At 57.7% G+C, this 17,169-nt stretch carries 24 protein-coding genes; 16 read left to right on the top strand and 8 right to left on the bottom strand.

The genetic code is table 11. The features are described from left to right. The 6 genes from B5F12_RS00120 to B5F12_RS00095 form a co-directional block, all read right to left on the bottom strand. Positions 1-378, bottom strand: a complete 378-nt coding sequence (locus B5F12_RS00120; protein ID WP_087228533.1) for a desulfoferrodoxin family protein — start codon at positions 376-378, stop codon at positions 1-3. Between the two features lie 102 nt (positions 379-480). Then, complete coding sequence (locus B5F12_RS00115; protein ID WP_087228531.1) at positions 481-1,821, bottom strand: hypothetical protein; 1,341 nt, start codon at positions 1,819-1,821, stop codon at positions 481-483. Further along, on the bottom strand, positions 1,806-2,561 hold the full coding sequence (locus tag B5F12_RS00110) for an ABC transporter ATP-binding protein (RefSeq protein ID WP_087228529.1): 756 nt from the start codon (positions 2,559-2,561) through the stop codon (positions 1,806-1,808). The genes B5F12_RS00115 and B5F12_RS00110 overlap by 16 nt, the downstream gene beginning before the upstream one ends. 13 nt (positions 2,562-2,574) lie before the next feature. Next, positions 2,575-3,048 carry a hypothetical protein gene (locus B5F12_RS00105; protein WP_087228527.1) on the bottom strand — a complete coding sequence of 158 codons (474 nt, stop codon included), beginning with the start codon at positions 3,046-3,048 and terminating at the stop codon, positions 2,575-2,577. Then, the gene (locus B5F12_RS00100) at positions 3,045-3,767 is read right to left on the bottom strand and encodes a hypothetical protein (protein WP_087228525.1); all 723 of its coding nucleotides are present in this window, start codon (positions 3,765-3,767) and stop codon (positions 3,045-3,047) included. The genes B5F12_RS00105 and B5F12_RS00100 overlap by 4 nt, the downstream gene beginning before the upstream one ends. Continuing rightward, complete coding sequence (locus tag B5F12_RS00095; protein WP_087228523.1) at positions 3,764-4,147, bottom strand: GntR family transcriptional regulator; 384 nt, start codon at positions 4,145-4,147, stop codon at positions 3,764-3,766. Before B5F12_RS00095 ends, B5F12_RS00100 begins: the two co-directional genes overlap by 4 nt. 165 nt (positions 4,148-4,312) lie before the next feature. On the opposite strand from B5F12_RS00095, the gene B5F12_RS00090 reads away from it, so the two are divergent. The 7 genes from B5F12_RS00090 to B5F12_RS00060 all read left to right on the top strand — a co-directional run bounded on the left by B5F12_RS00090 (position 4,313) and on the right by B5F12_RS00060 (position 9,022). Further along, positions 4,313-4,636, top strand: coding sequence for a helix-turn-helix transcriptional regulator (locus B5F12_RS00090; protein ID WP_087228521.1), 324 nt, complete (start codon positions 4,313-4,315; stop codon positions 4,634-4,636). Next, a complete protein-coding gene (locus tag B5F12_RS00085) occupies positions 4,633-5,967 on the top strand; it encodes a DUF2812 domain-containing protein (protein ID WP_087228519.1) in 1,335 nt (444 codons plus the stop codon). The genes B5F12_RS00090 and B5F12_RS00085 overlap by 4 nt, the downstream gene beginning before the upstream one ends. Continuing rightward, positions 5,964-6,230: a cysteine-rich small domain-containing protein gene (locus tag B5F12_RS00080; protein WP_087228517.1), complete on the top strand. Its 267-nt coding sequence runs from the start codon at positions 5,964-5,966 to the stop codon at positions 6,228-6,230. The genes B5F12_RS00085 and B5F12_RS00080 overlap by 4 nt, the downstream gene beginning before the upstream one ends. Next, entirely contained in the window at positions 6,227-7,096 is an 870-nt protein-coding gene (locus tag B5F12_RS00075; RefSeq protein ID WP_143482284.1) for an NAD(P)H-hydrate dehydratase, read from the top strand. The genes B5F12_RS00080 and B5F12_RS00075 overlap by 4 nt, the downstream gene beginning before the upstream one ends. Before the next feature lie 155 nt (positions 7,097-7,251). After that, entirely contained in the window at positions 7,252-8,019 is a 768-nt protein-coding gene (locus B5F12_RS00070; protein ID WP_087228513.1) for an EFR1 family ferrodoxin, read from the top strand. A gap of 15 nt (positions 8,020-8,034) precedes the next feature. Beyond that, positions 8,035-8,388 (top strand): arsenate reductase family protein, encoded by a 354-nt coding sequence (locus B5F12_RS00065; protein WP_087228511.1) that lies wholly within the window; start codon positions 8,035-8,037, stop codon positions 8,386-8,388. Positions 8,389-8,458: 70 nt separating this feature from the next. After that, on the top strand, positions 8,459-9,022 hold the full coding sequence (locus tag B5F12_RS00060; RefSeq protein ID WP_087228510.1) for a 3'-5' exonuclease: 564 nt from the start codon (positions 8,459-8,461) through the stop codon (positions 9,020-9,022). Positions 9,023-9,080: 58 nt separating this feature from the next. Here B5F12_RS00060 and B5F12_RS00055 read toward each other — a convergent pair whose 3' ends face one another. Both B5F12_RS00055 and B5F12_RS00050 read right to left on the bottom strand, forming a co-directional pair. Next, positions 9,081-9,674, bottom strand: coding sequence for a TetR/AcrR family transcriptional regulator (locus B5F12_RS00055; RefSeq protein WP_087228508.1), 594 nt, complete (start codon positions 9,672-9,674; stop codon positions 9,081-9,083). 86 nt (positions 9,675-9,760) lie between these two features. Further along, positions 9,761-10,219, bottom strand: coding sequence for a PaaI family thioesterase (locus B5F12_RS00050; RefSeq protein WP_158096703.1), 459 nt, complete (start codon positions 10,217-10,219; stop codon positions 9,761-9,763). Between the two features lie 174 nt (positions 10,220-10,393). On the opposite strand from B5F12_RS00050, the gene B5F12_RS00045 reads away from it, so the two are divergent. From B5F12_RS00045 to raiA, 9 genes are all read left to right on the top strand, one after another. Beyond that, complete coding sequence (locus B5F12_RS00045; protein WP_087228504.1) at positions 10,394-11,272, top strand: prephenate dehydrogenase; 879 nt, start codon at positions 10,394-10,396, stop codon at positions 11,270-11,272. Between the two features lie 82 nt (positions 11,273-11,354). Beyond that, positions 11,355-12,524 carry an AI-2E family transporter gene (locus tag B5F12_RS00040; RefSeq protein ID WP_087228502.1) on the top strand — a complete coding sequence of 390 codons (1,170 nt, stop codon included), beginning with the start codon at positions 11,355-11,357 and terminating at the stop codon, positions 12,522-12,524. A 53-nt stretch (positions 12,525-12,577) separates the two neighbouring features. Next, positions 12,578-12,859, top strand: a complete 282-nt coding sequence (yabP, locus tag B5F12_RS00035; RefSeq protein WP_087228500.1) for a sporulation protein YabP — start codon at positions 12,578-12,580, stop codon at positions 12,857-12,859. Between the two features lie 113 nt (positions 12,860-12,972). Beyond that, positions 12,973-13,281 carry a hypothetical protein gene (locus tag B5F12_RS11960; RefSeq protein WP_204221436.1) on the top strand — a complete coding sequence of 103 codons (309 nt, stop codon included), beginning with the start codon at positions 12,973-12,975 and terminating at the stop codon, positions 13,279-13,281. 53 nt (positions 13,282-13,334) lie between these two features. Next, positions 13,335-13,613 (top strand): septum formation initiator family protein, encoded by a 279-nt coding sequence (locus B5F12_RS00025; protein ID WP_087228497.1) that lies wholly within the window; start codon positions 13,335-13,337, stop codon positions 13,611-13,613. 55 nt (positions 13,614-13,668) lie between these two features. After that, on the top strand, positions 13,669-14,142 hold the full coding sequence (locus B5F12_RS00020) for a S1 RNA-binding domain-containing protein (RefSeq protein ID WP_087228495.1): 474 nt from the start codon (positions 13,669-13,671) through the stop codon (positions 14,140-14,142). Positions 14,143-14,348: 206 nt separating this feature from the next. Further along, positions 14,349-15,485 (top strand): amidohydrolase, encoded by a 1,137-nt coding sequence (locus tag B5F12_RS00015; protein WP_242954843.1) that lies wholly within the window; start codon positions 14,349-14,351, stop codon positions 15,483-15,485. Beyond that, positions 15,485-16,327 (top strand): fumarate hydratase, encoded by an 843-nt coding sequence (locus tag B5F12_RS00010; RefSeq protein WP_087228491.1) that lies wholly within the window; start codon positions 15,485-15,487, stop codon positions 16,325-16,327. The genes B5F12_RS00015 and B5F12_RS00010 overlap by 1 nt, the downstream gene beginning before the upstream one ends. A 130-nt stretch (positions 16,328-16,457) precedes the next feature. Continuing rightward, complete coding sequence (gene raiA / locus B5F12_RS00005; RefSeq protein WP_087228489.1) at positions 16,458-17,003, top strand: ribosome-associated translation inhibitor RaiA; 546 nt, start codon at positions 16,458-16,460, stop codon at positions 17,001-17,003. Positions 17,004-17,169 lie beyond the last annotated feature (166 nt).

Genomic DNA, 17,169 nt, shown 5'->3' with positions numbered 1-17,169 from the left:
TTACAGTTCGGTCATCCACAGGCCGTGGAGGTTGCAGTAGGCGTACACAGCCACAGGCTTCTCGTCGCCCAGATGGAACACGGCGCGGGGGGCGTCGCCGGGCTTGAGCTGGATGCGGTGGCCGCCGTGCTCGGTTTTCACATAGACCCACATGATGAAGTGCTCAGGAGCCATGGGATGCTCCACAGAACCCACCTGGACGGTGAGAACGCCGTTTTCTACACTGGCTACGGGGACATGCTTCTCGCCGCTGGCCTCTACGGTGTTGGGGGTCAGCTCCTCCATGGGCTGTCCACAGCAGAAGATGGGGACACCAGCGTCGTGGATGACGCCGACAATGTTGCCGCAGTGCTTGCAGCGCAAGAATCGAGTGTTCATGGGAAACCCTCCTGTTCCGATTCATGTATATTGGGTGCCTTTGGTACCGCTGTTATTATACCACGTCTTGCCGAAGAAAAACAGCGGTGTGGGGAAATTTTTTCAGGAAACCGGAGTCAGGGTGAGCCGATAGTCCTGGACCTGAATAAATCCTGTGATGCTCTGGCTGTGGATAAAGCGGGCAGAATACGCCAGGCCGTCCGAGTTACATACTGCTATCGACACAGATGGAGTGACCATATAGCCAGAGGGAGAGGTCTGAAGGTAGGAGGCCATCACCAGGCGCTCTCCATCGTAGTGTGTTTGGAACGATACACCGAGGGGAAATTGAGCCTGGGTCAGGTCGCAGTCCAATACGGGTACATACAGGCCAAAGTCATTTTTGGCCCACAGCTTCAGGGATTGAACCAGCGGGGCGGGATAATCGTCTGATAAGGACAGTACCCCCAGATACGAATCTTGGATGATAAAGGTATGGTTTTCATCTGGGAGTTGGATGGGGATCTCCTGCAGCGGTTGATAGGTGAGGGTGTCCAGAAGAAGAAATTGATAGTTGTTTTCCGCCAGGTTCTCCATGAGGAGAAGGTGGTATCCGCCGTCTGCCAAAGCCAGGCGTTGGGGTTTGCCGCTGGTTTGGTAGCACAGAGTGCAGTTTTGAGCAGCTAAAGCCTGGCCGCCAGAGGCGGGGATGCGGTATAGCCCATAGGGAGAGGCACCCGATACCGGAGTGCCATCCTGTTGTTCGGGGCTAAAAAGCACATAATAATAGCCGTTGGATAGGATTGCTTCGCTGTATAGAGAGGGAGCCTGAGGCGTGGAGAGGTAAATAGAGGAGATGACGAAATTCTGGTCCAGTTCCAAATCCACTTGTATGGTATCTCCCTGGCCCATAGGAATGCGGAGGGCTTGGGTCAAATCCCAGGTTTCCCAGCCGGAGCTGTAAGAGTCGGGCAGGGGGATATCAGACAAAATCACAGGATAATAATCCAGATAGTCGCTCAGTGCTACGGTTTCAGAGTAGCTTCCCTTGGCAGGGGCTCGGCTGGACACGTCTTCAATGATCTCACGATAGGCTTGGCCGATGACGTTGGTGGACCAATCGTCACCGGAAATATAGAACATGGAGGTGTCTCCCACAGCAATGGACAGCATAGGAGAACTATCCTGAGGGGTATACCAGCTGATATTTCCGGGGTCATAGCGATAGTCTGTGCTCCAGGTGGGGGTAGAGCCCAAGGTTAGCGTGGTGTCCCAGGCCATGTCATAGTTTTGAAAGGTAGGAATGTTTAACTGGAATCCCTGGGCAGCAGCAGGGTCCCCTATCTGCTGCTCCACGGTGAAGGACACAGCGTCCTGGGCATCCAGGGCCTCCACTACTGTGTAGCCGAAGAATCCAGCCAACAGGGCAAATACCAGACAAAAAGCCGCTAACGGTTTCCACATAGGCCATCCTCCTCTCCGCTGAGCTGGGAAAGAGCGTTGCTCACCCGATCCGGTTGATAGTGGTACTTCTCTTTCACATAGTCCAGAACGGTCAATCCCTGTTCATCCAGGTCGGCGGTGGAGACGTCCCCCACAATCTGACCATCCCACAGCAGCACCGCCCGGCTGACAAAGTGGTTGATCTCGGAGAGCAGGTGAGTGGAGAGAATGACTGTCTCGGTGGGCTCCAGAATCCCCAGCAGTACCTTGTAGAAGTCCTCTCGGTTGAATACATCGTTTCCGGCAAAGGGCTCATCCATGAGAATGTAGTCCGCACCCTGGCACAGAGCCAAAATCACCTCCACCTGGTTTTGCTGGCCCACAGACATGGCACGCAGGGGACGGTTTCCCGGCAGGCGGAAGAAGTCCATGAGGGCTTCAAACCGCTGGTCCCGCCAGGTGGGGAAGTGATCCCGATAGAAGACCCGGTGTTCCTGGGGGGTGAGGGTGGGGAAAAAGGAGTGCTCACAGGTGGCAAAGCTGAGACGGGCGATGTTGTCCCGGCCAATGGGTGCCCCGTCCAGGGTGATGGAGCCCTGATAGGACAAGAGACCCAGAATGCACTTGAGCAGGGTGGTCTTGCCCGCTCCGTTCTCCCCCAACAGCCCTACGATCTCGCCGGGGGCGATGGAGAGGTTGACCTGGTGCAGGGCATGGGTGGTCAGATGATAGGTCTTACTTACACGGTTCAGTTGCAGCATGACGATAACCTCCTTAGCTCCACAGGGCCTCCCAGAGGGAGGAGGGGAGAAAACGGTCCGGGGTAACAGTCCAATAGATGGCGAAGTCCAGCAGCCACAGCGCCAGGGATAGACCCAGGAAGAACAGTGCCGCCAACACAGGGAGGGTGAGGCAGCGGCGGGCCAGCTCCCAGCGGTCCGGGAGCCGCCGCATGAGGTATACACTGTGGCTCAGACGGGTGTGCAGAGCCCAGAAGTACCCGGCCAGGGGCACCATAGCTAGGGCGGAGACCCAGAAGCCGTAGAGGCTGGGCCCCAGCAGCAGGGAGAAGGGGGGCATTTGGACACCGGGGAATGAGACGGCAATCTGCTCGATGCCTGGAAGGGCGCGGGCGTAAGCGTTGAAAAAGGACAGGCTGCACACCAGAGAGAATGCAGTTAGAGCCACAAAACCCCGGCGAAGGACGGTGGCATTGGCCTCCACAGGGAGATAGCGCTTCCATTTCATTCTCCCACCCCTTTCCGCAGATTCAAAACCAGAAGGCCTCCTTCCACACAGCAGCCCACAACGAGCAGCACTGCCATCACGGTGGACCAGGAATGACTTCTCAGCTCCAGAGGCGTGATGGACAAGGCCAGGGGGAAGATGAAGGACCACACCAGCAGCTTGCCCTGCCAGCTCCGCACCATGCCCACCGCAGTGATGAATCCGAGACCCACATAGATCATGGTGGTACTGGCCCAACTCCACCCATCCAGCAGGGGGAGCAGGACGTGGACATACCCGCTCTGAACACTGGTGAGGAAGAGCGTCTGTTCCCCCCAGTCAAAGGTGGGGTAGAGAGTGGCCAGCAACTGGGTGGCTGCCACCACCACCGCCAGCTGGGCAAACCAGCACAGCAGCAGGACCGCCACGGCGTACACCAGATAGATGAGAAACACCTGAGTATAGGACACAGGAAGACGCATCAGGGTGTAACTCGTCTGAGTGGGGCGACTGCCATGGGAGCGCATCAGGGTGTACATCACCAGAATCAAGGCCGCCGCGGCGGGGAGGCGGAACGCGAGGTGAGAAAACACATAAGGTGCGCCGTAGCTTTCCGGGAGGACCTTGGGTATCCCCACAGCAACCCCCAGCTGGACCACGGCCATTCCCGCCAGAATGACCAGCACCCGCCAAAAGGAGGCGGCGACGGTAAGATAGAGAAGGGAACCAGTTTTTCTCATGGGACATCCTCCTTCCATAGGGTCTCGATGAGGGCGATGGTCTGGCTGCGGGTGAGACCCATGGCCCGCATTTTTTCAATATACTCCAAGGTCTGGGTGTTGGGCAGTTGCTGCTGCATGGCCTGAGACTGCTGATCGGAGAGACACACACAGCTCTTGCTTCCCGTTCGGGAGGAGATGAGCCCCTCCTCCTCCAGCAGACGAAAGGCCTTTTGAATGGTGTTGGGGTTGACCCCCAGCAGGGCGGAGAGGGTGCGCCGGGAGGGCAGCTCGTCCCCATCCTGCACGGTTCCGGCGGCAATGCCCGCCTTCAGATGCTCCATAATCTGTAGGTAGATGGGGGCCCCATCCCGGAGGCGCAGGTCGTCAAAGCGCACCATGGTGTATCACTTCCTTCCAAAGTGTATTATAGGTGTAGTACACTTTCTAACTGTATTATATGAGTAGTACGGTTTGCTGTCAAGTAGAATCTTCTTGACAATCTCGAACATCGAGAATACAATGAGGGTGAGGAATCTCGATGTTCGAGATAAGGAGGTGAGAGGATGGCACGGGCCAAGTTTCAGACCCTGTCCGAGCAGATGTTTTATGTGCTGCTCTGCCTACGCCAGGAGCGGTGCGGCATCGACATTTTGGACCAGGTGCCTGCCATGACCCAGGGCAGGGTGCATGTGGGGTCGGGGACGCTGTACAATCTGTTGGAGCAGTTTTTGGAGGCGGAATGCATTGTGGAGACCCGGGTGGAGGGGCGGCGGCGCAGCTATCTCATCACCCCCAAGGGGCAGGAGATGTTGGACCAGGAATATGCCCGCATCTGTGCCCAGGCCCGGGACTACCGACAGATCATGGGAGAGGAGGAGCGCTCATGAAAACACGGAAACGAACCTGGAAGCGATTGGCGTTTTTCGATTCCGGTGCGACCATTCGCTATTTGGAGAAACAAGCCCGGGAGGGCTGGGTGCTGGAGAATGTCTTTGGCATTTGGTGGACGTTCCGGCGAGTGGAACCCCGCACCGCGCATGTGTGGGTTACCTATCTCGATCAGGATGCGTATGAGCCCCAGCCCAGCCAACAGGTGGAGGACCTGGCAGAGCTGGGGGAGCACACGGGGTGGAAGCTGACGGTGGAGACCCCCACCATGCAGGTGTTTTATAACTGGTCGGCGCACCCTCTGCCCATGGAGACCGATCCGGTGGCCTATGTGGAGGGGATGCACCGGGCCTTGAAACAGGGGGCGTTGAGGGTCTACCGTGTCTGTTTTGGCCTGACGCTGGCGATACTGCTGCTCAACCTTTGGAGTTTTTTGGAGCTGCCTTTGTGGGTTCTCTCCACTCGGGCGGAGTGGGTCCTGGAGGACCTTTTGCTCTTTGTGGCCATCGGAGCGGAATTGGTCCCATATGAACTGTGGCACCGGAAGGCCAAGAAGCTGGCGGCCCAGGGGGAGTGGCTGGATACTGGGCCGTGGGGCAAGGTCGTCCGTTGGGTCCTAGTGGCGTATGTCGTCTTGTGGCTTACTGGAATTGTGGCTACCTTGGTGTTGAAACCATGGGCCAATGCCCGTCTGTTTTTCCTCGTTACGGCGCTATCGTTTGGAATCGGGTGGAATTTGGTGCTGTGGATGCGGGATGTGCTGAGAAGGCGAAAGGCGTCCTGGAGCGCCAACGAGTTGGTGACATCGGCGTTGTACTTCTTCCTTATCATGGCCTATACCAGTGTCATAACCTTTGGCTATATGCGCCTGGATTGGTTTTCCCCCACTGCGGCAGACGGCTGGTGGAGCCAATTTCCCGATGGGCTGCCCCTGACGGTGGAGCAGCTGCGGGGAGATGTGGGGGACCAGGAGTTTTGGGTCAGCCGGGACGGGGAGGAATCTCTGGTCCTAGGGCAGTATCAGGGCTGGCAGATTACGGAGGAAGAGACCGGGCCGGAAGAGGACATGGACACCGTGATGTATACGGTGACCTTGGTGAAACTCCCCATTTTGTACGACCTGTGCCGGGACGAGATGCTGTGGGCAGACCATGAGCAGGTAGACGCCGCTCCTTGGCTGGCCCAGGAAGCATATAGAAAGACGGATGGGGTACGCCTGCGGACCTATCTGCTGTGCTACCAGGACTGTGTGGTGGAGATCGCCTTCGGCTGGGAGCCTACCCAGGAGCAGATGCAGCTGGTGGGCGAGATGTTTGGGGGACTACAATGAGTAATAATAAGCCTTTGCATAACTATGAATTTTTCTCACATACCAGCTGTGAGTTCTTTCCCTGTCATCCCACCCAAAACCCGGAGAATTTTAACTGCCTGTTCTGCTACTGCCCCCTGTATCTCATGGGGGAGAAGTGCGGTGGGAACTTCACCTATACCCCCGGAGGTATAAAGGATTGCAGCGCCTGCCTTCTCCCGCACCGACGGGAGAACTATTCCTATATCGTGGGCAAGCTCATGGAAGGGGGAGAGAAGCCGTGAGAGAAGAACGATTGGTGACAAATGAGATGGTCCGGCTGCCCCAGCGGGAGCGGGACAGCCACAAGGGGGACTACGGAAAGCTTCTGATTGTGGCGGGCAGTGAAGGGTATACCGGAGCTCCGGTGTTTGCCGCCCAGGGAGCACTGCGCAGTGGAGCAGGTCTGGTGTATCTGGGTGTGCCCAGAGATGTATATCCCATGGTAGCCACCCGGTGCTCCAGCGCCATGCCCTTCCCGCTGCTCGACGATACGGAGCAACTGGTAGAGCGAGCCCGTAGCTGTGATGTGGTACTGGCGGGCCCAGGGATGGGGCGCAGCCCACGGGCCCAGCAGATCGTTTTCCGCCTGATGGAAGACATAGAGGGGCCGCTGGTGCTGGATGCGGACGGCCTCAATGCCCTGGAAGGACAGACCCAACGGCTCAGGGCTCGAACGGAGCTCACCGTTCTCACACCCCACGATGGAGAGTTTGCCCGCTTAGCTGGATGTTCGCTGCCGCTTAACGACCGGGTGGAGCAGGCGGCTGAGCTGGCTCAGGACACGGGCTGCGTGGTGGTGCTCAAGGGCCACGAGACCCTCACCGTGGACCCTCAGGGCAGGGTGTGGCGCAACACCACCGGGAATCCCGGTATGGCCAAGGGAGGCAGCGGGGACATTCTGGCGGGGATGATTGCCTCACTGCTGGGTCAAAAACAGCTGACGGGATGTGTTTCCTGTCCCGGGGAGCTGGTGGCTTGGGCGGTGTACCTCCACGGGGCGGCGGGAGACGCTGCCGCTGCCCAGTATGGGGAGTATGGAATGCTGCCCGATGACACTTTGGCGGCGGTGGCAGGGGTGCTGCAAACCCATATACAGGCCGAACTCTGAACGAAACGGAAATATTCCTCCCGATACGCACAGATTTCACACGGTTTCACAGGAAGTTTATGTGTAGTTTTTTCTCTTTGGAACATTGACACCGGGGCCAAATTCGGTTACTGTGTGCGTAAGGAGAGAGGGAAGGATCCCTTGGAGGAAAGAATATGATTGTTTATTTTTCGGCCACAGGAAACAGCCAATTTTGTGCGGAGTGGCTGGCGGACCACCGAAAGGATGACCTGCTGGACACCTTCTACTATATTCGACACGGCGTGGCAGCCGAGCTGCAATCAGAGAAGCCCTGGGTGTTTGTCATGCCCACCTACTGCTGGCAGATTCCCAGAATTGTGGAAGATTTTATCATCAGCGGCCATTTCAGCGGCAGTCGGGACGCCTACTTCGTCATGACCTGCGGTGGAGAGGTGGGCAATGCAGAGCCCAAACTTCAGGAGCTGTGCCAGCGAAAGGCTCTGACGTATCGGGGGACCTTGCCGGTGGTGATGCCGGATAACTATCTGGTGATGTTTACGCCCCCCGACCCTGCCCAGGCTGAGACCATGCGGCAAAAGGCGGTGGCCACATTGCAGCAGGGGGAACAGTGGATGGAGGAGGGCAAGTCCTTCCCGCCTATTTCCACTGGGAAGTGGGACGGCCTGAAATCTGGCGTGGTCAATCAGGCGTTTTACCGCTTCTATGCCAAGGCCAAGAAGTTTTATGCCAAGGACACCTGTATCTCTTGCGGCAAGTGCCAGCATGTGTGCCCGCTCAACAACATCCATCTGGAGAATGGAAAGCCTGTGTGGGGCGCCCAGTGTACCCACTGCATGGCCTGTATCTCCAAATGCCCCGTGGAGGCCATTGAGTACGGAAAGGCCACCCGAAACAAACAGCGGTATCTCTGCCCCCCGTATCAGGGGCGGGAGAGCCAGTAAAAAGGAGCGTAACCTATGAGTGTCTTATTTTTGCAATATCCCCCATGTACCACCTGTAAGAAGGCCAAGGCCTGGCTGGATGAGCGGGGTGTGGCCTATGAGGCCCGGAACATCAAGGAGGAGAATCCCACAGCGGAGGAGTTGAAGGCGTGGCATGAGAAGAGCGGCCTGCCTTTGAAGAAGTTTTTCAACACCTCCGGTCTGGCCTACAAGGCCCTGGGGCTGAAAGACCGACTGCCCACCATGTCTGAGGAGGAGCAGTATCAGCTGCTGGCCAGCGACGGCATGCTGGTCAAGCGTCCCCTGGTGATAGGAGAGAAATTTGTGCTGGTGGGATTCCGGGAAGCCCAGTGGCAGGAACAGCTGTGAGGTAGACGGGACGGAAAATCTGTGGTAGAATGGCCGGCAGTGAAAAAACATAAAGAGAGGCCTGTGAGAGATGTCCCAGAGAGTTGTTGCCTTTGATGTAGAGACCCCCAACTCCCTCAACGACCGCATGAGCGCGGTTGGTATTACCGTGATGGAGCGGGGACAGGTGGTGGAGGAGTTCTATTCCCTGGTCAATCCGGAGGAGGAGTTTGAGCCCTTCAACGTGGAGCTCACCGGGATTACCCCGGAGATGGTGGCCCATGAGCCCACCTTTCCCCAGCTGTGGGAGACCATACGTCCCATTTTGGAGCAGGGAATGCTGGTGGCCCACAATGCGCCCTTTGACATGTCGGTGTTGGCCAAGTGCCTGCGGGACTATGGCCTGACCTGGCATAAACGGGTGCCCTATGCCTGCACCTGTCAGATGAGCCGTCGGCTCATTCCCCAGTCCCCCAACCACAAGCTCAATACCCTGTGCGATTACTTCGGCCTGGAGCTGGACCACCACCACGCCGGAAGCGACAGCAGAGCTTGCGGGGAGATCTTCTTCCGCTGTGTGGAGACCGGGGCAGACGTATTGGGGTTTGTGCGTACCTATGACGTGGAGCGCATCCGCACAGAAAAAAGACGATAATATGAAACAGCACCCCGTATCCGGATTGCTCCAGGATACAGGGTGCTGTCTATTTTGGTTAAGCTTTTTTGTAGTGGCTGAGTACCATGTCCACCAGACGGAACATCCGCTGATGGATATCATAGCCGCCGTGGCGCAGACACCAGTCGTACTCCACGCCCCGGCACGCCAGTACCAGGTCGCCAGCCATCTGGTCCACGTCACAGTCGGGGATTAAGAGACCCTGCTCTTTGGCCTCTTCGCAGTATAGGCGGATGGTGGAGGACAGCCCCGAACTCTCCCGTTTGTCATAGTACCGGGCAAACATGCGGCTTTCGCACAGCTCCCAGCCCTCATCCAAAAAGACCTCGCACAGATAGCTGCCTAAAAACTGCCGGATCTTTTCCAGGGGAGAGAGCCCCTCCAGCATACCCGGGACCTGATGGAACAGCCATCGGGCCCGCATGTTGGCGTGGTGATTGAGAATATCGGCTTTGCTTTTAAAGTAATAGTAAAAGGCTCCGGTGGTCATACCGGCCTTGGCGGCAATGTCTCGCACGCCCACTTGCTCGAAGCCCTGTTCCTTAAATAATTGATAGGAGATTTCAGAGAGACGCTGTTTGGTGGCCTCTGATTTTGGGGATGACGTTCCCTGTGTATGCTCTTTGTCCATATGAAGTGCTCCTGAAACAAATGGTCATAATCTTATCAAATACGTTACCACCACAGTGCAGAGAAGTCAATAAAAAGCACATGGCTTTACGACCGAGTTCGGGAACAGTACACACCGGAGGCAGAGACCAGAACCCGCTCCTCTTGTCCGGGAAGATAGATTTGGGCCTGGAGCTGAGCGGTGGTGCCGCCTGCCAAGAGGGTGGTGACCCGGAGCCGAACCGTCTCGTTGAGGGCCACAGGCCGGGCATAGGTGAGATTCATGGAGATGGTGGGGGTGAAGTGGCCGTAAATGCAGTAGCAGGTCAGGCCCATGGCATTGTCCAGCATGAGGGCCAGCACGCCGCCGTGCACAATGCCCATGGGATTGGAAGTCCAGGCCTTGGTGTCGTACTCCAACTCCACGGAGAGGGAGGGGCCGTCGCAGGAGACGAGACGGGGACACAGGTGCAGATTGGGCTTTTCAGGATCACAGTTGGGGTGCAGGGTGTCCAGAGCCTGTTGGATGGTCTGAGAAAATTCGGGGGTGGTGATGTGAAAAGCCATGAAAGACGCTCCTTTTTCTATAAAAATCGGGTATAAATATAGTAGCATAGGAAATGGCGAGGTGCAAGTGAGATTGTCCATTGACTTTGACGCTTGAAAGTGCTAAACTGCAAAGAAAGAAAACACCCATGGACGCATCATGGGGAAGACGCATCAGAAGGGAAGGAAGTACCAATGGCAGAGAAACGAATTGTGGTGGTGGGATTGGGCCTGATTGGCGGGTCCATGGCCATGGCGTTACAGGGGTTTGAGGACTATGAGGTGGTGGGCGTGGTGCGCTCTGCCTCCACCTATCAGAAGGCGGTGGAGCGGCACGCAGCGGACCGGGTGACCTATGACGCAGCGGAAGAGCTTCCCGGGGCGGACGTGGTGATTCTGGCCCAGGACCCCCAGGGCATTGTGTCTTTTTTGGAGGAGCACCGCAGCCACTTCAAACCGGGCAGTGTCATTGTGGACGTGTGCGGCATCAAGCGGGCCATTATGGACGGGGCCCAGTGCCTGCCCGACGATGTGGACTTCATCGGCTGCCACCCCATGGCGGGTAAGGAGGTCTCCGGCATTGACAACGCCGAAGCGGGGCTGTTCCGGAACACCCACTTTATCATGACGCCCCCGGAGGGAGTGCGTCAAGAGCACGTGGACCTGGTGGAGCGCATGGCTCGGTTCTGTCAGTTCCGGGATGTCATCCGCACCACCCCGGAGCGCCATGACGAGATGATTGCCTACACCAGCCAGTTGATGCATATTATAGCCCTGTCGGTGTGCGACGACGAGGAGCTGTTCTCCTGCCGGGGCTTTGAGGGCGGCTCCTTCCGTGACTGCACCCGCGTGGCAGCTCTGGATGTGGCGCTGTGGACCCAGCTGTTTTCTCTCAATCGGGAGGCTCTGAGCCGGACGGTGAAACGGCTGGAGGGCCGCCTGGCCGCCTATCGCCGGGCCATTGAGACCCAGGACAACGAGCTGTTGGCCGCCATGCTCACCCACTCGGCAGCCCGCAAGAAGCTGATGAATTTGGAGCAGGCCCGAGGCGACGACGTGCACAACTCATTCTGACGGCAAGATTAGCATCTTCTGGTATTCATTGACGCAAGAGAGGTATAATGGTACACTGTGAGAGAACAATGAAAGCAAAGGAGTGCTGACGTTGGACAACGGAGTGTTTCGAAAATTGTTGTTGCTCATCACCTATGTGGTGGCGTTGGTGGTGGTGATTGTGAAGATCGACGTGGTGCTGGACTGGTGTTCCGGTGTGCTGCTGGCCTTCCGTCCCATTTTCATCGGCTTTGCCATCGCCTTTATCCTCAGCCGCCCTTGTAATTTCTTTGCCCGCCTCTATGCCAAGGGGCTGGGAAAGAGGGGAGAGAAGCTGGCCCGGCCTTTGGCGGTGGTCACCGCCTATGTGATGCTGTTTGCCGTCATCGGTGTGCTCATCTCCCTGGTGGTGCCGGAGCTGACCCGCAGCATCCAGCGCTTTGTGGGCAACATGAACATCTATGCTGAAAACTTGCAGGAAGTGATTGATTTTATCACCCAGCGCCTCTCTCTGGAGAATCTGGCCAAGCTGAATCTACCGGATAAGATCAACGATATCCTGGGCGATGCCCTCAACCAGGTGCTGGATACCCTGACGGGCACGGTGCCGCACCTGATTTCTGCCACCAGCTCTCTGGTGTCGGCGGTGGTGACCACGGTGATCTCCTTTGTGTTCTCGGTGTATATGCTCTCCGGCGGCCCCAAGCTCACCGCGCAGTGCCGCCGCCTGGTGGTGGTGTACCTGCCCGAATCCATTGCCAAGCGTGTGCTGGCCGTGGTGCATCTGACGGCAGATACCTTCACCAAATACGTTTCCGGTCAGCTCATTGAGGCCTGCATTTTGGGCAGCTTGTGTTTTATCGGGATGGTGGTGTTCCGCTTTGACTATGCACCCCTGATTTCGGTGATTATCGGCGTCTCTGCGCTGATTCCGGTGGCAGGCGCCTACATCGGGGCCGTGTTGGCAGCACTGCTGCTGGCCATGATCAGCCCCATCAAGGCGTTCTGGTTTTTGGTGTTCCTGGCGGTGCTCCAGCAGTTGGAGGGAAACCTCATCTATCCCCGGGTGGTGGGTACCTCTCTTGGCCTGCCCGGCATTTGGGTGCTGGCCGCGGTGACAGTGGGCAGCAGCCTGCTGGGCTTTATCGGCCTGGTCATCAGTGTCCCCCTCACGGCGGTGGTGTACACCATTTTGAAGTACGACCTTCGCCAGCGTCTGCCGGGGAAGGAGCTGCAAGAAGTGGAAGATCCTCAGGAGTCTGGAGAGGCATAATCCCGGGACAAACCCCATATACATGAACCATCCAAGGAAAGAGGAGTGGTTGCATGGGATATGAGGTAGCGGCAGCGGCCCGCCATCACGTGACGATGGAGGACCGCAGAGGCCTGACGGTGTCCGGGGTGGAGGATGTGGAGCGGTTTGACGACACCAACATCGTGCTCTCCACCACCCAGGGGATGTTGGTGGTCAGTGGAGAAGGGCTTCACATTGAAAAGCTGTCCCTGGACGGCGGCGATCTGAAGGTGGAAGGGAAGATCGACGCCTTGAGTTATGAGGAGCGGGCAGAGCGAAATGTAGGAGGCTTTTTCTCCCGGCTGCTTCGATAAGGTATGGGGATCAATGTCATGACCCAGGCCCAGGTGCTCGGACAAGGTTTCTTGTTGGGCCTGGGCCTGGGTGTGGTATATGACGCCATGCGGGGGATACGCCGGAGCTGTCCGTGGCGCTGGCTGTGGTTTCTGTTGGATGTCACATTCTGGATTGGGACGGCGGTAGCTGTGTTTCTCCACGCCCTGGTTTTGGGCAACGGGGTGGTGCGCATCTACCATGGCGGGGCATTTTTGCTGGGCGGCGTAGTGTACCTGACTACGGCCAGCCGCATTTTGCTCCCCATTTTTGTTCGAAGTTTTCGGTGGATTCACGGGATTGTTCGATTTTTTTTGACACCTGCTGTGTGTGCGGCTGGGAAAACAAAAAAAGTTTTGAAAAATCAAAAAAAGGACTTTCAAAAATGGTTGAAATGGTATAAAATAAACATTGTATATGACGTTGATGCACAGGCAGAAAAGGAGGCCGACCATAGTGAAAGTCAAACGAGCAGGCATTGGTACAAAACTGTTGGTGCTGGTGCTCCTGGTCGCTGGCGCCATCGGACTGCTGTCCATGAGAAGCCAGCTGATGGCAGCTCAGGACAAAAGAGACGAGCTGGCCCAGCAGGTACAGCAGCAGAAAGAGGAAAACGCCGCGCTCACCGACGACATTCAGCACAGCAGTGACCCCAATTACTTGGCGGACATTGCCAGAGCCATGTTGGGGCTGATGGAGCCGGGCGAGATCTGCTTTGTGGATACGTCCAAATAAAAACGGGGCGCAAACCCGCGTCCTGAAATCACAGGGAGAGGGAAAAGAAAAGTTTATGGGGTTTGAAGTTGGATCCATTCTGGAAGGAAAGGTGACTGGGATCACCAAGTTTGGCGCATTTGTTTCGCTGCCGGAGAATCGTTCCGGCCTCGTCCACATTTCTGAGATTGCTTACACCTATGTCAACGACATTCACGAGCATCTCAATGAGGGCCAGGCGGTAACGGTGAAGGTCATCGGCATTGACGAAAACAATCGTATCAACCTGTCGATGAAGCAAGTGCTTCCTCCTCCGGCCCGTCCGGAGCGCCGTCCCAACGCCCGGCCTGCGGGGCATCGGAGTGAGAACGGTGGGGAGCGCCGTCCCAGCCGCCGACCTGGCGTGAGCAGCTTCCAGGCAGCACCGCCTCAGCCCAAGGGGCCCGTGAGCTTTGAGGATCAGCTCAAACAGTTTATGGCCAGTTCGGACAGCAAGCTGTCTGAGCTGCATATGAATGAAAAGCGCAGCAGCCGTCGAGGCCGCCGCTGATTCCATGCTCTCATAGGGGCGGGCGCCAAAGCCCGCCCTGTTTTTTTGCATAAAAAGTGGCTTCCCCCGGAGAGGGGAAGCCCAGAGGTTTTGCTGCGCGGGAGAATGGAATGACTGCATGGGGGTTCCCATGCTGCGGTGATACCGCACAAGAGAGTATAGCAAACCCAGAGGAAAAATTCGGTCGAGAGGAGGGATGCGCCTTGATGATTCTCAACGGAGTCATCCACACCATGGAGGGCAAGACCATCGACAGCGGCTATATCCGGGTGGAGAACGGAAAAATCCAGCAGGTGGGGCGTATGGACCAGCTGCCCGACGGGGCCGAGCTGGAGAACGCTGTGGATGCCCGAGGAGGGCATGTTTTGCCGGGGCTAATGGACATCCACTGCCATTTAGGACTATGCGGGTGCGACGGGGAGGACCTCAATGAGACCTCCCAGGTGTGTACCCCCAACATCCGGGTGCTGGACGGGGTCAACCCCATGGACCCCTATGTGAAGGAGGCCCGGGAGGCGGGGGTGACCTGCGTGATGGTCCACCCCGGCTCCACCAACCCCATTGCGGGCCAGGCGGTGCTGATGAAGACGGCGGGCCGCATTGTGGACGAGATGGTGGTGCAGGCCCCGGCGGCCATGAAATTCTCCCTGGGGGAAAACCCCAAGGGGCGGGACGGATGGCCAGCCACCCGTATGGGCACGGCGGCAGTGATTCGGGAGCTGTTGGCCCGGGCATCCGAGTATCAGTTGAAGTGGGCCACGGCTCAGGCCGACCCTCAGGAGGAGATGCCAGGCTTTGACCCCTGTCTGGACGCCCTGCGCCCTGTTGTGGCGGGAGAAGTGCCTGCCCATTTCCACGTGCACCGGGCCGACGACATTGCCACGGCGGTGCGCATTGCCAAGGAGTTCGGGCTGGACTATGCCATCGTCCACGGCACCGAGGGGTATTTGATCGCCGACTACCTGGCCCGGGAGGAGGTGCCTGTGATTACCGGTCCCATCCTCACTGACCGCTCCAAGGGGGAGTTGCGCCAGATGACCTTGGAGAATGCGGCGCTGCTGACCCGTGCCGGTGTGCGGGTGGCCATTTGCACCGACCACCCGGAGACCACAGCGCCCCAGCTGCTGCTGTGTGCGGCTATGGCAGCCCGACACGGGATGGAAGAGGAGGACGCCTTGGCGGCCATCACCATCAACGCCGCCTGTATTGCCGGGGTGGACCACCGCATGGGGTCCATCACCCAGGGCAAAGATGCGGACCTGGTGGTGCTGGACGGTCCTCCCCTGGACTGGCGCAGCCAGGTGACCCATGTATTCATTGACGGACGAGAGGTGGAGAGATGATGAAAGAAATTACAAATGAGCAGGTCTCCCAGTTGGTGCGGGAGCTGTGCATTCAGGCCAATACCATTTTGCCTCAGGATTTGCGCAACGCCATCTGTGAGGCGTGCAAGGGGGAGGCCTCTCCGGTGGGACAGGCCATCTTGGGCGACCTGCGGGAGAACTACGAGTTTGCCCAAGAGAAGGGGCTGCCCATCTGCCAGGACACTGGCATGGCCGTGGTCTTTGTCAACTGGGGCCAGGACTGCCACCTCACAGGCGGCAGCCTGGAGGAGGCGGTGAACCAGGGTGTAGCGGAGGGCTACGTCCAGGGCCACCTCCGCCTGTCTGTGGTGGAGGACCCCCTGCGCCGGGTGAACACCCAGAACAACACCCCCGCCATCCTTCATTTGCAGATGGTGCCTGGAGACCAGGTGGAAATCACCGTGGCGCCCAAGGGCTTTGGCAGCGAGAACATGACGAAGATGAAGATGTTTAACCCCTCGGTGACCCAGGAGCAGGTGGAGGACTTCATCGTGGAGGCCGTGTCTCAGGCTGGGTCCAACCCCTGTCCCCCTGTGGTGGTGGGCGTGGGCCTGGGCGGCACCTCGGAGAAGGCCGCTATTCTGGCCAAGCGGGCGCTGCTGCGCCCGGCGGGGGAGTGGAACGCCGACCCCTTCTATCGGGAGATGGAGCAGCGTCTGCTGGAGCGCATCAACCGTCTGGGCATTGGGCCCCAGGGCATGGGCGGTACTACCACCGCTCTCACCGTGGCCATCGAGCCCTTTGGCACCCACATTGCCGGACTGCCCTGTGTGGTGAACCTGGGCTGCCATGTCACCCGCCATGCCTGTGGCACACTGTAACGAGAAAAAGAAATTGTGAAATTTTCATAAAGGTATAGCGTCCGTGGAGGAAATGTGTTATACTCTTTAACAAGGAGAGAACCTCCCAATGATACGCCCTCCTGGTGGGGGGCGAAAGGAGCTGAAGCACATGAAGTTTACCTTTACGGAAAAGAAGGTCCATCTGCCCAAGGCTCTGCACAACTATGCAGAGAAAAAGGTGGGAAAGCTGGAGCGTTACTTCAAGACGGACAGCGAGGCCAATCTGGTCTTCTCGGTGGAGAAGGACCGGAACAAGGTAGAGCTGACCATCCGCTCCGGGGCCACGATTCTGCGTGTGGCGGAGAGCACCTCCGATATGTTCGCATCGGTGGATGCTGCCGTCACGTCCATGGAGCGTCAGCTGCGCAAGCATAAGACCCGGCTGGAGAAGCGTCTGCGTCAGGACGCCTTCACCCGTGTGATTCCCCAGGAGGAGCAGTCCACCTTTGTCCCCGACGTGGTGGAGGAGAGCAAGTTCGAGGTGGTTCGCACCAAGAAGTTCCCCATCAAGCCCATGACAGTGGACGAGGCCATCTTGCAGATGGATCTGCTGGGACACACCTTCTTCGCCTTCAAGAATGATGACACGGGTGCCTTCTCCGTGGTGTATCAGCGCAACGACGGCGGATACGGCCTCATTGAGGACGAGGGCTAAACCAACTCCCATAAGATGAAATTAACCGGCTGCGGAGAACTCTCCGCAGCCGGTTTTATGGTGCGCCCGGCATGGGCAATAACTTGGTGGTGAAAGTCCACTACAGACTTGGCAGTAGGAACTGTTAGCCGAAGGCAAGGGTGTCCATCGTGAGGTGGAATCTGAA

This window comes from Pseudoflavonifractor sp. An176 (genome assembly GCF_002160435.1).
GTDB lineage: Bacteria > Bacillota > Clostridia > Oscillospirales > Oscillospiraceae > Enterenecus > Enterenecus faecium.
The sequence above is the reverse complement of the archived record's forward strand: the minus strand, read 5'-3'. Positions and strand labels throughout refer to the sequence as shown.